The 15461-nt window shown below is 42.3% G+C and carries 13 protein-coding genes; all 13 read left to right on the top strand.

What is annotated here, in order from left to right; all coding sequences use genetic code 11:
• A partial coding sequence (locus tag M8E35_RS27050; RefSeq protein WP_373887474.1) for a helix-turn-helix domain-containing protein occupies nt 1-160 on the top strand: 160 nt, incomplete at its 5' end.
• A 379-nt stretch (nt 161-539) separates the two neighbouring features.
• Nucleotides 540-1463, top strand: a complete 924-nt coding sequence (locus M8E35_RS21695) for a beta-keto acid cleavage family enzyme (RefSeq protein WP_252472405.1) — start codon at nt 540-542, stop codon at nt 1461-1463.
• Between the two features lie 134 nt (nt 1464-1597).
• Nucleotides 1598-2272, top strand: coding sequence for a CoA transferase subunit A (locus M8E35_RS21690; protein WP_252472403.1), 675 nt, complete (start codon nt 1598-1600; stop codon nt 2270-2272).
• The gene (locus M8E35_RS21685; protein ID WP_252472401.1) at nt 2262-2906 is read left to right on the top strand and encodes a 3-oxoacid CoA-transferase subunit B; all 645 of its coding nucleotides are present in this window, start codon (nt 2262-2264) and stop codon (nt 2904-2906) included. The genes M8E35_RS21690 and M8E35_RS21685 overlap by 11 nt, the downstream gene beginning before the upstream one ends.
• Nucleotides 2907-2968: 62 nt before the next feature.
• The gene (locus tag M8E35_RS21680; protein WP_252472399.1) at nt 2969-4150 is read left to right on the top strand and encodes an acetyl-CoA C-acetyltransferase; all 1182 of its coding nucleotides are present in this window, start codon (nt 2969-2971) and stop codon (nt 4148-4150) included.
• An 82-nt stretch (nt 4151-4232) separates the two neighbouring features.
• Entirely contained in the window at nt 4233-5165 is a 933-nt protein-coding gene (locus tag M8E35_RS21675; RefSeq protein ID WP_252472397.1) for a phosphate butyryltransferase, read from the top strand.
• Nucleotides 5166-5200: 35 nt separating this feature from the next.
• Entirely contained in the window at nt 5201-6280 is a 1080-nt protein-coding gene (gene buk / locus M8E35_RS21670) for a butyrate kinase (protein WP_252472395.1), read from the top strand.
• Between the two features lie 597 nt (nt 6281-6877).
• Complete coding sequence (locus tag M8E35_RS21665; protein ID WP_252472393.1) at nt 6878-7525, top strand: TetR/AcrR family transcriptional regulator; 648 nt, start codon at nt 6878-6880, stop codon at nt 7523-7525.
• A 4-nt stretch (nt 7526-7529) separates the two neighbouring features.
• Nucleotides 7530-8696: an efflux RND transporter periplasmic adaptor subunit gene (locus M8E35_RS21660; RefSeq protein ID WP_252472391.1), complete on the top strand. Its 1167-nt coding sequence runs from the start codon at nt 7530-7532 to the stop codon at nt 8694-8696.
• Between the two features lie 12 nt (nt 8697-8708).
• Nucleotides 8709-11801, top strand: a complete 3093-nt coding sequence (locus tag M8E35_RS21655) for an efflux RND transporter permease subunit (RefSeq protein WP_252472389.1) — start codon at nt 8709-8711, stop codon at nt 11799-11801.
• Nucleotides 11802-12396: 595 nt separating this feature from the next.
• A complete protein-coding gene (locus M8E35_RS21650) occupies nt 12397-13599 on the top strand; it encodes an MFS transporter (protein WP_252472387.1) in 1203 nt (400 codons plus the stop codon).
• A gap of 138 nt (nt 13600-13737) precedes the next feature.
• The gene (locus M8E35_RS21645) at nt 13738-14370 is read left to right on the top strand and encodes a cobalamin B12-binding domain-containing protein (protein WP_252472386.1); all 633 of its coding nucleotides are present in this window, start codon (nt 13738-13740) and stop codon (nt 14368-14370) included.
• A gap of 28 nt (nt 14371-14398) precedes the next feature.
• Entirely contained in the window at nt 14399-15376 is a 978-nt protein-coding gene (locus M8E35_RS21640; protein ID WP_252472384.1) for a uroporphyrinogen decarboxylase family protein, read from the top strand.
• Nucleotides 15377-15461 lie beyond the last annotated feature (85 nt).

The following is a 15461-nucleotide window of genomic DNA, read 5'->3' as shown; positions in this document are numbered from 1 at the left end:
TGAGGTTTGTCTTGAAACGGCAAGGGTCAATGCTGAAAAAGAAACCATAATTAGGGTGCTTGACCAGACTAATTCTATTAGCATGGCCGCTAAATTATTAAGAATTAATAGGAGTGTACTTTACGAAAAACTGAAAAAATACGATATCAAAATAAAGTAAAACTTCACTATCTTTCTGCTATGAAACTGTTGGGTAATCCAGACATTTGTTGGGTGATCAGACAGTTTTTTTAATTAAGTAAGTTTTCTAAAAGCCCAGAAGAAGCATGATTAGACGTTTAATCATGCTTCTTTTCTTTGGCACGTTTGTTGCTTAGATATTCAAATAGGAAAACAAGGAGGTGGTGTTAGTGAACAAGTTTTTTGCTGAAAGGGAAGATGGGTGCTCTTTACGGGGTCGGCGTTGCACTAGGAGTATGTATTATAGTGATCTATGTCTTAACAGGAAGCGTTTTGAGAACCTCGATATGTTGGAACTACACTAAATTCCAGAAGCCTAAATTAAAAAATATCCAAAGGATAACAAGGAGGAACTAAAAATGGCCGTATCTTCAACAAAACGAATCATAAGTTGTGCAATTACCGGATCTATTCATGTACCCAGTCAGTCACCTTATCTGCCGATCACCCCAGATCAAATAGCTCAAAACGCTCTTGATGCTGCAAATGCAGGGGCAGCCATTGTCCATATCCATGCCCGTAATCCTGAAACAGGACAACCTTCTCCCGATTTAGAACTGTATCGCGAGATTGTAGGCAAAATTAGGGCTAAAAATAAAGAAGTAATCATCTGTCTTACCACTGGCGGCGGTGCAGGCATGTCCGTAGAGCAACGTGTCGCTGTCGTTCCTGAATTCAAGCCTGAACTGGCGTCCATGAATGCCGGTTCTATCAACTGGGGTCTTTTCCCTGTCTTAGACAAGGTTAAGGAGTTCAAGTTCCCCTGGGAGTCTGCCATGCTTAATATGACTAAGAGCTTTGTTTTCGAAAACACCTTTACAGCCATGGAAACCATGACCAGAATTATGACTGAAAACGGAACCAAGCCTGAACTCGAAGTCTATGACATGGGTCACCTATACAGCATTGCTTATCTACTTCAGAAAGGGATTATCAAACCTCCCATTACCATGCAGTTTGTAACCGGTATTTTAGGTGGCATCAGTTCCACTCCTTACGACATCATGAACATGCATACGACAGCAGAACGACTCTTTGGTACCGGCAAATATAACTGGTCTGTAATCGGGGCAGGCAAAGCCGAATTCCCTGCAGCGACGATGGCTCTTATTTTGGGTGGACACGTTCGGGTAGGTATGGAAGATAATTTATATTTAGGGAAAGGAGTCTTGGCTAAGAACAATGGTGAATTAGTAACAAAGATGGTCAGAATCATGACCGAATTAGACCTTCAACCTGCTACTCCTGCAGAAGCCAGGGAATTACTGGCCCTGTCTAAATAATAAATATTAACGCAGGATAGTACTTTAGCTATCCTGTGTTATCGCCCATCCTAGCTTTATCAAAGGGCTGCGAGCTGCTGAATTCAAACATGAAATATAGAAAGCCAAGTTTCTTACAAGGGAGGCAATTATAAATGGTTCAAGTAGTAAGTCTAGAAGAAGCAATCAGCAAGGTTCAGAATGGCATGACCATCATGGTTGGAGGTTTTATAGGGTGTGGAGCCCCAGACCAACTTCTGGACGCAGTTAGCCAGAAGGGAATTAAAGAGTTGACCCTCATCGCTAATGATACCGGTATTCTTGGGGACGCGATGTCCCAACTTATTGTAAAGCGATGCGTCAGTAAGCTTATAGCAACCCACATTGGAACAAATAAAGAAACCGGAAGACAGATGACCGAAGGTGAACTTGAAGTAAAGCTGGTGCCTCAAGGAACGTTAGTCGAGCAGATTCGAGCGGCAGGTGCAGGTCTAGGTGGAATTTTAACACCAACTGGGATTGGCACGATCGTGGAAGAAGGGAAGCAGAAGTTTGTAGCCAATGGAACCGAATACCTTCTTGAGCTCCCTCTAGGCGCTAATGTAGCTTTATTAAAAGCCTATAAAGCAGATAAGGCTGGTAACCTCGTTTATCATCGTGCTGCTCGAAATTTTAATCCCATAATGGCTATGGCTGTTGATTTTGTGATTGCTCAGGTGGATCAAATCGTTGAAGTTGGGGAGATCGACCCTGATGAAGTCATGACTCCGGGTATTTTTATAGATTATTTAGTTCAGAAGCAGCCTCGGGAGGTGTCAGATGTTGGATAAGGAAGCAAGGATGGAGTGGCTTGTAAACCGAGTGGCTCAAGAGTTTAAATCGGGTGATGTTGTTAATTTAGGAATCGGAATTCCCACTAAGGTCGCGAATGCTTTGCCGGAAGGGATAAAACTAATTCTTCAGTCTGAAAATGGCTATCTGGGTGTCGGTCCTGCACCGGAAACCGGAAAGGAAGATCCAGATACGGTGAATGCAGGCGGGCAATATGCTACCATCTTACCGGGTGGTTGTTGCTTCGACAGCGCTATGTCGTTTGCGATTATTCGTGGTGGTCATGTGGATGCCACTGTGCTTGGTGCTCTTCAAGTGGATGAAGAAGGGAATTTGGCAAACTGGATGATTCCAGGCAAGATCGTTCCTGGCATGGGTGGTGCTATGGATCTCGTCGTTGGTGCGCGCCGTGTTATTGTTGCTATGGAGCATACTGCTAAAAATGGTGGTTTAAAAGTCTTGAAGAAGTGCACCTTGCCTTTGACAGCCTCCAAACAAGTTAATCTGATTATCACGGATATGGGAGTCATGGAAGTAACTTCTAAAGGCTTGATACTTAGGGAGCTGGCACCGGGCGTATCCTTTGAAGAAGTGCAAGCCTGTACTGAGGCTTCGCTGATCAGACAAGAATAATAGTTCTAAATAGCCATCTCGTTGTGAAATAGTTTTATTATTTAAGAGAGGGAGTCTTATTCGTGATTGAAGTAGTCATTGTAAGTGCAGTTCGTACACCGATCGGTTCTTTTAATGGTGTCTTGGCAAATATACCTGCTGTTGAACTGGGAGCCATCGTGATCAAAGAGGTTATTAACCGCTCTGGAATCACACCGAGTCAAGTTGATGAAGTTATTATGGGGAATGTTCTATCTTCAGCTTTAGGTCAAAATCCTGCTCGGCAAGCGTCCGTAAAGGCAGGACTTCCCCTTGAAGTGCCTGCTTGGACAGTGAGCAAAGTCTGTGGTTCTGGCTTGAAAGCGGTCGTCTGTGCAGCACAAGCCATAATAGCCGGCGACGCAGAGATCATCGTTGCCGGTGGAATGGAAAGCATGTCTCTTTCTTCTTATGCCTTACCCAAAGCGCGTAGTGGATATCGTATGGGGAATGACATTTTAGTCGATACCATGGTTCACGACGGCTTAACGGATGCTTTCCATGGTATTCATATGGGGATTACTGCGGAAAACATTGCAGAACAGTATGAATTCTCACGTGAAGATCAGGATAATTATGCGGTTTCCAGTCAAAATCGCACTGAAACTGCCATCAAAGCCGGTAAATTTGATGAAGAAATTGTCCCCGTGAACATTCCACAACGAAAAGGCGATCCAATCGTCGTGGATAAAGATGAGTTTCCCCGCTTCGGAGCGACCTCTGAAGCATTGGCAAAATTGCGTCCTGCCTTTAAGAAAGAAGGCACGGTAACGGCTGGAAATGCGTCTGGGGTTAATGATGGAGCGGCAGCGGTGCTGGTGATGTCGAAAGAAAAGGCTGAATCACTGGGATTAAAGCCATTAGTGACAATAACCTCATGGGGTTCGGCTGGGGTCGATCCGCTTATCATGGGAACTGGCCCAATTCCTGCCACTCTTAAAGCGTTGGAAAAGGCCCACTTAACCATTGCTGATCTGGATGTTGTAGAAGCCAATGAAGCCTTTGCCTCGCAAACGCTGAGTGTAGCCAAAGAACTTCAGTTAGATCTGCAAAAAACAAATATCAATGGAGGAGCTATAGCTTTAGGTCATCCCATCGGTGCGTCAGGAGCCCGGATTTTAGTTACCTTGCTTCATGAAATGAAGCGACAATCAGCCCATCGTGGACTTGCCACCCTCTGTATTGGCGGCGGTCAAGGGATTGCGATGATCTTAGAACGAAAATAGAGAGAACTTTCCCTATGAAAATGTAGCAGGAGAATCCGCAGAAATTTGAGCAGTAATTGTTCTTTTAAGGGGGAAACTAAATATGAAAAAAATTAGTGAGATACTGGAATACGCCAAAAATTTGAAACCCAAGACAATTGCCGTTGCTGTTGCGCAGGACTTGGAAGTGTTATCTGCTGTAAGCCAGGCAAAAAGAGCGGGTATAGCAAACGCCATATTGGTAGGGGACAAGGAGAAAATTGAAGAGATTGCAAGGCAAAATGCTATTCCGCTTTCTGAGTTTGAAATTATTGACGTGAAAGATGTCAGCGACTCGTGTATCAAGGCAGTAAGCCTGGTTTCAGAAGGGAAGGCTCAAATTCTAATGAAAGGTATGGTTGACACTAGCATATATTTGAAGGCAGTCTTGGATAAAGAGGTGGGACTCAGAACAGGTAACACTCTGAGCAGTGTAGGGGTGACAGAGATTAAGGGCTATGACAGCTTGATCCTATTCTCAGATGCTGCAATGAATCCTGCACCCGATGTTAACGCCAAGAAGCAGATCATTGAGAATGCGGTTACAGTGGCGCATGCAATCGGAATTGTTGAGCCTAAGGTCGCCGTATTAAGTGCCAAGGAAAAAGTAGACCCGAAAGTGCCTTTGACCATAGACGCAAAAGAGCTTGAAGAAATGAACAAGAGAGGAGAAATCGTAGGCTGTATTGTTGCCGGACCGATATCGCTAGATATTGCTGTATCTAGAGAAGCATCTACACACAAGGGTTATACAAATCCGGTAGGCGGAAACGCGGACATATTAATAGTGCCTAACCTAGAAGCAGGAAATGTATTCTATAAATCAATCACCTATTTTTCAGATTCGAAGAGCGCAGGCGTAATTGTCGGAGCAAAAGCGCCTGTTATTGTTACTTCAAGGTCGGATAACGATGAAACAAAATTGAATTCCATCGCTTTAAGCGTACTTTTGGCAGATAAATTTGAATTGGTAACTCTTTTGAAACGGGTTGTCTAAAATGCATTTTTTAATAGAAGGAGGGATATACGCATATGGACAAAGGGTATAAGCTACTAGCAATAAATCCTGGCTCAACTTCAACGAAAATTGCGGTATTTGAAAATGATAATAAAGTTTTTGAAAATACAATAAGACATTCTGTTGAAGAAATCGGTAAATTTGATAAAATCACCGACCAGTTTAATTTCCGATATAATGTTATTCTGAACGAATTAAACGAAAATAACATTGATCTTTCCACCTTGAGCGCCGTTGTGGGCAGAGGTGGTGGTATCGCACCCTGTGAAGGTGGAACATATTTGGTTGATGAAAAGGTGGTCGAAGACCTCAGAATAGGTGTCTCGGGCCAGCATGCCTCAAGCTTGGGAGGGATAATTGCTGATCACATTGCTAAACAATATGGCATTAAAGCCTATATCGTTGATCCGGTTGTGGTGGATGAAATGGAACCCATCGCAAAAATAACAGGGCTGCCCATGATGAAAAGGGCCAGTAGATTCCATGCTCTAAATCAGAAAGCAGTAGCAAGGTATGCCGCTAAAGAATGTGGAAAGAAGTATAATGAAGCGAATATTGTAGTAGCTCATACCGGAGGTGGTATTACAGTTGGAGCACATCATATGGGTAGAGTGATTGATGTCACCGATGGCTATTATGGCGACGGGCCGTTCTCAGGTAATAGATGTGGAGCGCTCCCTTCGGGCGACGTTGCTGGATTATCCTTCTCAGGTAAATACACCCAAAAAGAGCTGAATAATATGCTGATAAAGTCCGGAGGACTTCTGGCGCATCTTGGGACAGATGACGTACGTGAGATTGTTGCTCGTATAGAAAATGGGGACAAGGAAGCGGAACTTATATACAAAGCAATGATATATCAAGTGGCAAAAGCCATAGGTAGTTATTCGGTAGTATTGAAAGGCAAGGTAGATGCTATTGTGCTAACTGGCGGAATTGCCTACGATAAAATGTATGTTGAAACAATTACGGATATGGTTAGCTTTCTTGCTCCGGTGAACGTATATCCTGGAGAATTTGAGATGGAGGCGCTTGCAGAGGGCGCTTGTCGAGTTCTTAGCGGAGAAGAAGCCGCTAAAGTATATAAGGGATAGTACGAGTAAATATGTGATTGAGTTCGCAATTGAATAATAACCCTAATTGCGTAATTTTCCCGGTCGATTATACCAACGACCCACTCCATTCTATAATCCATATAATCACAGCATTATTGAGGTTCAGCCGTAAACGATGGTTGAACCTTTTTTCTCTTAATATGGTTGCAAAATGAGATTGCCACCAGTGGCATGTAAACTTCGTGACCCACTGGGAATACCGTTAGTTGAACACCAAACTAGAAAATTGCCACCCATAATGCTACCCTTTCAGAAGACCTACTCTCTGAAACAAATTACTATAAGCTAATGATCTACTTCAAAAAGTAGGATGTATCAAAAGTGCTTATAATAATTAAGTAATCGTTTTTTAGAATTATTTAGGTTCTGGTCAATTGACCAGGACTTTTTTGTTTGCCTTACAGAAGGATTCGCTGAATTAAAAAACTCGTTTAATTCGGTGAAGACTGATGTACTCCCAGGAGCAAGGGTTGTAATAAAATTAAAGATTGATCTTATAACATTAAAGGAGTATTATGTGGTTAGAATTTCCATAAAATGACCGAACAGTCGGACAATAATTGAATGGAGGTTAATATGGCAAGGTTGAAAGACAAAGAGGAAACCATTCTAAATGCAGCATTTGAAGTGTTTAGAAAGAACGGTTTTACAAATGCCAGCATGAAGGATATCGCAGCAGAGGCTGGACTTGGGAAAGGTACCCTATATGAATACTTTCAGAACAAGGAAGATTTGTTTATACAGGTAGCCAAGGCTGAAACTAGTCATTTCTTTGCTGAAATTAACCGGAGGATCAGTGATAAACTTTCGCTGCGGGAAATATTAAATGAAATGATTAAGTATACCCAGGAAACCTTGGAAGAGACTGAGTTTTTCTTCAAATTTATGGTGTTTGGTAAATTCTTTGAAATGAGCTGCGAGGTGAAGCAAAAGTTATACGAAATGATTTTAAGTAGTAGAGAGGAATCTGTAAACATATTAAGGGAAAAATTTGAGAAAGGAGTAACAGAGGGAATTCTAAGAGAATTCGATTGGGAATTTGCGGCGAATTTCATTCCTGAAATGATCGGAGCCTATTGTAATTTTAAAGCACACATTATGGGTTATTGCTGGACGCAGCAGCAGAAAGATATTGATAGAGAAAAAATGATTGATTTTATCCTAAATGGAATAGCAGCAAAAACAAACTATAGTCGGACACTAGTGCAGTCTAATGAGGGGTGAAGGTATGAGTAAAAAGAGAATAATCTTATTAGTAATTATCGTTGTTATTTTTATCGGTGGAGTTGCGCTGTTTAACCGATACGGAGCTCAGTCAATCTTTGCAGCCAAGGATAATGAAAGTGTGGAACCTGGTACAAGCAACAAGGTGGCAGTGGAAGTAATTAGTCCAAAAGTAGCAACTGAAAGCGAAGGGTTATACTATAAGGCAACCTTGGAAGCTGATCAAGAAGGAATTGTAAGTTCAAAGAATAGTGGAAAGGTAATCAGTATTTTATTTGATGACGGAAAGCAGGTCACTCAAGGTGAGTCGCTTATAATCTTAGATGATCAGGATATTGTAAATCAGATAAAGTCTGCCGAAAGCCAGTTAGAGGTATCAAAAGCTTCTCTGCAAAAGACAGAGGCTAGTCTAGAAAATACTCAACGATCCTACGATCGAATTAAAACCTTAGCAGGACAAGGAGTTGTTGCCCAGGTTGAACTGGAAAACGCAGAAACATCTCTGAAAATGATTAAGGCAGACGTTGCTTCAAGTCAAGCAGCTATTCAAGCAACTCAGACCACTATCGATAATCTCAAAACTACCTTGGCGGATATGACTATCCGAGCTCCAATTACCGGCGTCATGGACGGAAAAAATGTTAGTATTGGGCAGTTTCTTTCTCCGGGAAATGTTCTGGGAAAGGTTAAAGATATTTCATTGATAGATGCTGTTATCGAGATAGACCAAGCTCTGATTCAGACGATAAAAATTGGGCAAAAGGCTAAGGTTAAGCTAAATGAAGACGATTCGGAAAGCTATGAAGGTGTCGTGAAAAGCATTACTCCCTCTGCCGATCCATCCTCAAGATCCTTCAAGGTGAAGGTGCAATTAAATAATGAAACCTTGTCCTTAAGACCGGGGGTATTTGCTAAGGTAAGACTGATAAATGAGGATGATGCAAAAGACCAAAGCTTCGTTATACCAGTAGCGTTAATAACCGGGAACGAAGGTAATTATTTCGTGTACATAAATGATAACGGGATTGTGAAAAAACGGGCAGTAACGGTTGGAAACTTAGTAAACAATCAGGCAGAGATTAAATCAGGCCTTCAAGGAAATGAATCAATAATCTCGACAAACCTCAACATGCTTCAAGAGGGTGATGAGATTACGGTGGGTTCAGAATAGGGGGACTAAGGTATGTTTATAACAAATATTAGTATAAAACGGCCTGTATTTATTACAGTTATCATCATTGTATTCCTTGTTGTCGGAATGCTTTGCTTTCGAGGTTTAAGTATTAATGATATGCCACAAGCAGACTTTCCCTATGTAACGGTGGCCATTGAACAGCATGGGGTTGCACCCGACCAGATGGAAACCAATGTGGCCAAGAAAGTTGAAGAAGCCATAGGACAAATTTCCGGGGTAAAGCATATTTATACAAATATCAGTGAGGGTGTATGCAATGTAATCGTTGAATTTGACCTGGCAAAATCCCCGGATGTTGCGGCCCAGGAAGTGCGGGACAAGGTCAGTTCCATAAGGAAAAGCCTCCCTAATGATATAGAAGAGCCGATTATTGCCAAATATGATTTCACTGCAACCCCTATCTTATCATTGGCAGTAAGCGGCACAATGGATAACCGGGTCATATCCAAGATTGTGGATGATGTCATCACCAAGAGTCTATACACTGTAAGCGGTGTGGGCTCAGTTAAGGTATATGGCAAAGAGGAAAGGGAGATAAAGATCAAGCTGGATCTTGAGAAGCTAGCCGAATATGGTCTGGCTCCAGCGGAGATGGTCAGCGCAGTCCAGAATGGCAACATGGAAAGACCTGGGGGAAAAGTTACCGACGGGCAAACTGAAATATCCCTGCGGACGGATAACAAAGTTAAGAATCTGGAGGATTTTTATAATATTACAGTAGGGGTGCGCTCAGGACGTGAGATTAAGGTTCGTGATGTAGCGACGGTAGCGGACGGAATAAAAGATAAGGACAGTATTTCCTATTATGATGGTAAAGAGGCCATCGGGGTCGATATTATCAAACAGTCAGGTTCGAATACGGTGCTTGTCTCGGATAATGTAAAGAAACAATTAGACTTTATCAAAGGAACTCTCCCTAAAGGAATAACTGTCGATGTTGTGGCGGATAATTCTGTCTCGATACGTGATTCCGTCGACGAAGTCGTAAAAACGATTCTTGAAGGATGTATCCTGGCAATCATTATCGTGTTTATTTTCTTAAGGGAATGGGAAAGTACCTTGATCAGTGGAATTTCCTTACCAACATCGATTGTTACAACCTTTATTGCCATGAAGGTCATGGATTTTTCTCTGAACACCATGTCGCTGATGGCCCTGTCATTAGCCGTGGGCTTGTTAATTGATGATGCCATTGTCGTGATCGAGAATATTGTCCGACATTTACATATGGGCAAGCCGCCTATGCAGGCAGCCAGAGAGGCTACCTCAGAAATTGGGTTAGCGGTAATGGCAACAACCTTTGCTGTAGTTGCAGTTTTTGTTCCTATCGCCATGGTTTCGGGGATTATCGGCAAGTATTTTGTGGAATTCGGACTTACCGTAGCCTTTAGTATGCTGGTCTCCTTATTTATATCCTTCACCTTAGTGCCGATGATGTCTTCCAGATTGTTAAAGGCTGAGAGAAAGACGAAAAAAACCTTTGTGGGTCATTTTCTGGACTGGTTTAATGACAAATTTGATTTGTTGGGAACAAGCTATTCTAAATTTCTGAAGGTTGTTCTCAATCATCGCCTTATCACCCTAATCTTTACGATTGGAATTTTTGTTGCCAGCATGAAGTTGATTCCTCTGTTGGGCTTCAGCTTTATCCCAGCCACGGATGCAGGGGGTATAAATATTAGTGTAAGTACGGACTCTGGTTTGACACTGCAGGCGGTCGGGGACAAAGCTAAGGAAATTGAAGAAAAACTTAAAAAATATCCTGAAGTCACTCACGTGTATACAACGGTCAGTTCTGACAAAATTGCAATCTATGCTAAATTAACGGAGAAACAGGAGCGAGAAAAAGCTGCTAAACAGATTGCTTCTGAAGTTAGGGAAGACTTAAAAGGAATCACTGGAATTGAACTGGCAGTAAAAGCAAGTTCCTTAGGCCCCAACGAAGGTAAGGATGTCTCCTTTATTATCCTGGGGAACAACACGGAAGCAATGCAAGCTTTGGCGCTGAAAGGGAAGAAGATGCTCAGTCAGGATCCTCATGCCAAAGATGTAGAGCTGGATCTTAAAACTGGCAAAACGGAAACTAAACTAGAGGTGGACAGAGATAGGGTTTCTGATCTGGGTGTTAATGTGTCCCTGGCGGCCACGACGATACAGGCGCTTTTCGACGGAATAGATGCGGGCAAATTTGAGTGGGCAGGGGATAGGTATAATGTAAGGGTATCCTTGAAAGACGATCAGCGGAAGAGCTTAGACAATCTGAATGGTATTTATGTCAATGGTTCAAATGATCAAATGATCCCCCTTGCTAATGTTACTAAGAAAGTTCTTTCCACTTCATATTCAACTATCCATAGGTATGATAGATTGACTCAGATTGAGCTTTCAGCAAATGTTGAAGGAATACCTACGGGGGACTTTTTAAACATGTATACGAACAAGCTCACGAAAGAGTTGGATATTCCCGAAGGAGTCTTTGTAAAGGTTGGAGGCATGAACGAGATGATGCAGGAAGGCTTTGCTAGTCTTGTAACTGCGCTCTTGATGGGTATCCTGTTTATGTTCTTGGTTATGGCTATGCAGTTTGAAAGCTTTTTAGATCCTGTTGCTATCATGTTCTCTTTGCCAATGGCGCTGATCGGTGCTGTTCTGGGACTGTATATTGCTGGAAGTGAGCTGAGTATCTTGTCCCTGATTGGAATCATCCTCTTGATGGGACTGGTGGCTAAAAACGGTATTCTGCTAATAGACTTTACCAAGCAGAAGATGAAAGAAGGATTTGAAGTAAAAGCGGCTTTGATTGAAGCAGGTTCCGTCCGCTTAAGACCTATTCTCATGACAACTCTGGCCATGATCTTCGGTATGATCCCCGTTGCAGTTGGTTCAGGATCGGGTGCTGAGATGCGTGCGCCGATGGGGCATGCAGTTATTGGCGGTTTGATCACTTCAACCCTATTAACATTGTTTGTTGTTCCGGTGGTCTATTCTTTACTGGACGATATGAAGAAAAAGCTCAGCAGGAAGGCTAAAAAACCTGCATCCCCAGTTTGCCAAACGAATAAAGAGATATCATTGAACTGAAATTGATGATGAAATGCACTCCCTTTTGAGATATTTCTTTTAACAATTTGGAACAAAAGCACAAGCAAACGATTCGGATGAGCGGGTCGGATGCTTGTGCTTATTTAGATATATGAATATAAGAAATGATCTGCTTGCGGAGGTACGCTTTTTATCACTGGATATCTAATACAGTATCGGCTCCCTTGATGTCGACCATTAACTGCTCTTGAGGGTTATTAGCATGGTAATAACCTTTTTTCGTCATATAATTAAACATTTTTTCATGTTGCCGTGAGCCAGATAGACAAAAGACTTCCTTTGCAGGAGGTCTTTTTTTAGTAGGGACTTAAGTTGCAGATTTGTTTCGACGACTTGTTTGAAAATTTATTCAATTAGACAAATGTTATGGTTGAAAAAGCTTCTTTTTCGTATTATTATGAATATATAGATATATATACATCTGTATGTATATACAAATTTTATTCACACAGATGGATTATATTCATCGAAAAGGGGGGAGCGATATTTAAATAGTAACGGTTGGCCTGAAACCATTCACCATGAAAATCAAGGACTTATGAATACAAAAATAGTTGATAGAAAGGAAGATATTATGAATGATAAAAGGCAGTCCTTAGTATTATTGGCTATCTTCTCTTTTGGTTTTCTGGCTATGGGTATTGGAACCATTACACCTGCCATAGCAACTATAGGAGGAGCATTCCCCTCTATAAGTTTCAGTACCCTGTTGCTTGTATCCACGATTCCTGCCCTAGTATCCATCCCGGTATCAATCCTTGGAGGCAGTGTTGCCGGAAAATCTGTGAAATATAGGACATTAGCGCTCTTTGCAACCTTGGTGTTCAGTATCGCAGGAGCAATTCCCTACTATTTGCAGGATTTTAACCAAATACTGTTGGCTAGAGGTCTTTTTGGCTTGGGACTGGGGCTTATTATGCCCCTGAACAGTGCTTTAATTTTTAATCTCGTACCGGAAGATAAGCAGGCCGGCGTCATGGGAATCAATAGCGTTGTCATGAACATCGGAGGAATTGTGCTCCAATTGCTGGGCGGTGTTCTTGCTTCAATTGGCTGGAATTATAGCTTCTTAGCCCATGCTCTTGGTATAATTACATTTATAATAGTATTGGTTTTCCTGCCGGAACCTCAAAAGCAAGAAATGTCTGCAGGTACAGATGGTAAGGCAAGGGAAAAATTAAAAATGCCCGGCTCAGTTTTTGGCTGGAGCTTATTATTTGGAATAGTTACAATTTTAGACTATCCATCCCTGACCAATATGTCTTCGGTACTTTTGACCATCAAAGCCAACGCTGCAGTTGCCGGAGTGGTCCTAATGTTTATGACTGTCGGAGGAATGGCGGCCGGAGCAATATTTGGCAAAGTGTTTCAAAAATTTGGTCGGCAGACCCTTAGTATAGGACTTGTCTTTTTTATAGTTTCCCAAGTGATTTTTTCTTTCAGTCAAAGTGTAACTTTGTTTATAATAGGGGAAGCCTGTCTAGGTGTTGGACTAACCCTTAGTATGTCATCGATTTATATGCTTGCCGGTGCATCAGTTCATCCCAGTCAGACTCCCATGGCTATGTCCATAATTGTGTCAGGAATGAATTTGGGTGGATTTCTTTCCGGATACTTTTATGCAGCCATTATGGAACCTCTGCATATTACTACCTTAAGATTTCAGTACTATTTCGGGACAGGTGGATATTTAGCTATCTTAGTATTCTTCTTAATCTTATTTGCAGTCAAAAAACCCGTACCTCTGGAATCAGGAAGGCAAACCCCTGCCCAATAAATTCAAGTTGACACAATTCTTAATGCGGTTTTCTCTTAAGCTAGTTAACATTGTCAACTCTAAGATATAATGTTTTTACTCTCATAGATACTGCAAAAAAGTTACTGCTAAAATTAACAATCAAGGAGGAACTTAATAATGTCTAAGATTAATGAAGTAAAAGCGATGGTAGAGGCAGGAAAAGCCAGACTCGTACCAGGACTGGTGCAGGAAGCCTTGGCTGAAGGAAATGCAGCGAAAGATATTCTGCAAGGAATGGTTGACTCTATGCGTGTTGTCGGGGATCTGTTTTCTGCAGGAGAATTATTCGTGCCTGAAATGCTGATGGCAGCTAAAGCTATGTCCAAGGGTGTGGAAGTGCTAAAGCCGCTGTTTGAGGATCAAAGCACCTCATCTTTAGGGACATGCATTATCGGTACAGTTGAAGGTGATCTCCATGACATCGGCAAAAATCTCGTTTCCATGATGATCGGAAGTGCCGGATTTGACATGGTTGACCTGGGCGTAGATGTAACACCAGCGAAATTTGTAGAGGCAGTTAAAGACAATGAGAACGTAAAAATAGTGGCCTGTTCCGGACTTTTAACAACAACTATGACCAAAATGCAGGAAACCGTTCAAGCCCTAAAAGCCAGCGGACTCACAGGCTTCGAGGTTATTGTCGGCGGTGCACCTGTATCAGCAGAATATGCAGCGTCAATCGGGGCAGACGGTTTTGCTCCCGATGCAGGCAGTGCGGCTGTTAAAGCGGTTGAACTAGCAAAGAATTAAATAAGCAGCTACTTAAGGAGGAAGGATTATGCTGACTAAGAAACAAAATCTATTGGAGACGATTAAAGGTGGGAATCCCGATCGGTTTGTCAAGCAATATGAGTTTATGCACTTTATAATGGAAGCTCCCGGCGGCAGGTTTCCTCAACCGGGGGAAACAATTAAAAATGATTGGGGCATAACCTTCAAATGGCCGGAAGGTCAACTGGGCGGTTTCCCGGTCCATGATGATGAACACAAAGTACTCAAGGATATTACCGAGTGGAAAAAATACGTTAAGGCCCCGGTTATTCCGACTTCCGACGAAGCTTGGGCTGCGGCTATCGCCCATGCCAATACTGTTGATCGCAATGAGGAATTTGTAACCTTGTTCGTTGCCCCGGGAGTATTTGAAATGACCCATCATCTTATGAGCATGGAAGATGCTTTGATGGCTTTATATGAGGAGCCGGAAGCTATGCATGAGCTCATTGATTACCTTACTGAACATGAGTTGGCTTATGCCAAAGCCTTGATTGATCATATCCATCCGGATTGCATTTTCCATCACGACGATTGGGGCAGCCAAAAATCCTCCTTCATTTCTCCTGCTATGTTCGAAGAGTTCTTTCTCCCGGCTTACAAGAAAATATACGCTTTTTATAAAGCGAATGGGGTGGAGCTTATCGTGCACCACAGTGATTCCTATGCGGCTAACCTGGTTCCCTTTATGATCGAGATGGGAGTAGATATCTGGCAAGGAGTCATGACAACGAACAACACACCTGAACTTGTCAAGCAATACGGCAGTCAAATCAGCTTTATGGGGGATATCGACAGCGGTGTCGTTGATTTTCCGGCCTGGACACCTGAGATAGTTGCCAAAGAAGTAGAGCGGGCCTGCAGGAATTGCGGAAAGTTATACTTTATCCCTTGTTTAACCCAGGGAGGAAATTGGAGTTCATTCCCGGGAGTATATGACTCAACCAATGAAGCGATTGAAAAAATGACTAAAGAAATGTTCTAAATAGAAGATTTTTTGGGAGAGGACGGTAGTCCTCCGGAAGAAACAAAGGGGTTCAGCGTAAAAAGCTGAACCCCTTTGGATTAGG

Origin of the sequence: Desulfosporosinus nitroreducens, from assembly GCF_023897015.1 — a bacterium.
GTDB classification, from domain to species: domain Bacteria; phylum Bacillota; class Desulfitobacteriia; order Desulfitobacteriales; family Desulfitobacteriaceae; genus Desulfosporosinus; species Desulfosporosinus nitroreducens.
The sequence above is the reverse complement of the archived record's forward strand: the minus strand, read 5'-3'. Positions and strand labels throughout refer to the sequence as shown.

Bases quoted from the DNA above. Each gene is read 5' to 3' on its own strand.
- M8E35_RS21650 (WP_252472387.1), top strand. From the start codon at position 12,397: ATGAATGATAAAAGGCAGTCCTTAGTATTATTGGCTATCTTCTCTTTT.
- M8E35_RS21640 (WP_252472384.1), top strand. From the start codon at position 14,399: ATGCTGACTAAGAAACAAAATCTATTGGAGACGATTAAAGGTGGGAAT.
- M8E35_RS21655 (WP_252472389.1), top strand. From the start codon at position 8,709: ATGTTTATAACAAATATTAGTATAAAACGGCCTGTATTTATTACAGTT.
- M8E35_RS21690 (WP_252472403.1), top strand. From the start codon at position 1,598: ATGGTTCAAGTAGTAAGTCTAGAAGAAGCAATCAGCAAGGTTCAGAAT.
- M8E35_RS21685 (WP_252472401.1), top strand. From the start codon at position 2,262: ATGTTGGATAAGGAAGCAAGGATGGAGTGGCTTGTAAACCGAGTGGCT.
- M8E35_RS21645 (WP_252472386.1), top strand. From the start codon at position 13,738: ATGTCTAAGATTAATGAAGTAAAAGCGATGGTAGAGGCAGGAAAAGCC.
- M8E35_RS21675 (WP_252472397.1), top strand. From the start codon at position 4,233: ATGAAAAAAATTAGTGAGATACTGGAATACGCCAAAAATTTGAAACCC.
- M8E35_RS21695 (WP_252472405.1), top strand. From the start codon at position 540: ATGGCCGTATCTTCAACAAAACGAATCATAAGTTGTGCAATTACCGGA.
- M8E35_RS21665 (WP_252472393.1), top strand. From the start codon at position 6,878: ATGGCAAGGTTGAAAGACAAAGAGGAAACCATTCTAAATGCAGCATTT.
- buk (WP_252472395.1), top strand. From the start codon at position 5,201: ATGGACAAAGGGTATAAGCTACTAGCAATAAATCCTGGCTCAACTTCA.
- M8E35_RS21660 (WP_252472391.1), top strand. From the start codon at position 7,530: ATGAGTAAAAAGAGAATAATCTTATTAGTAATTATCGTTGTTATTTTT.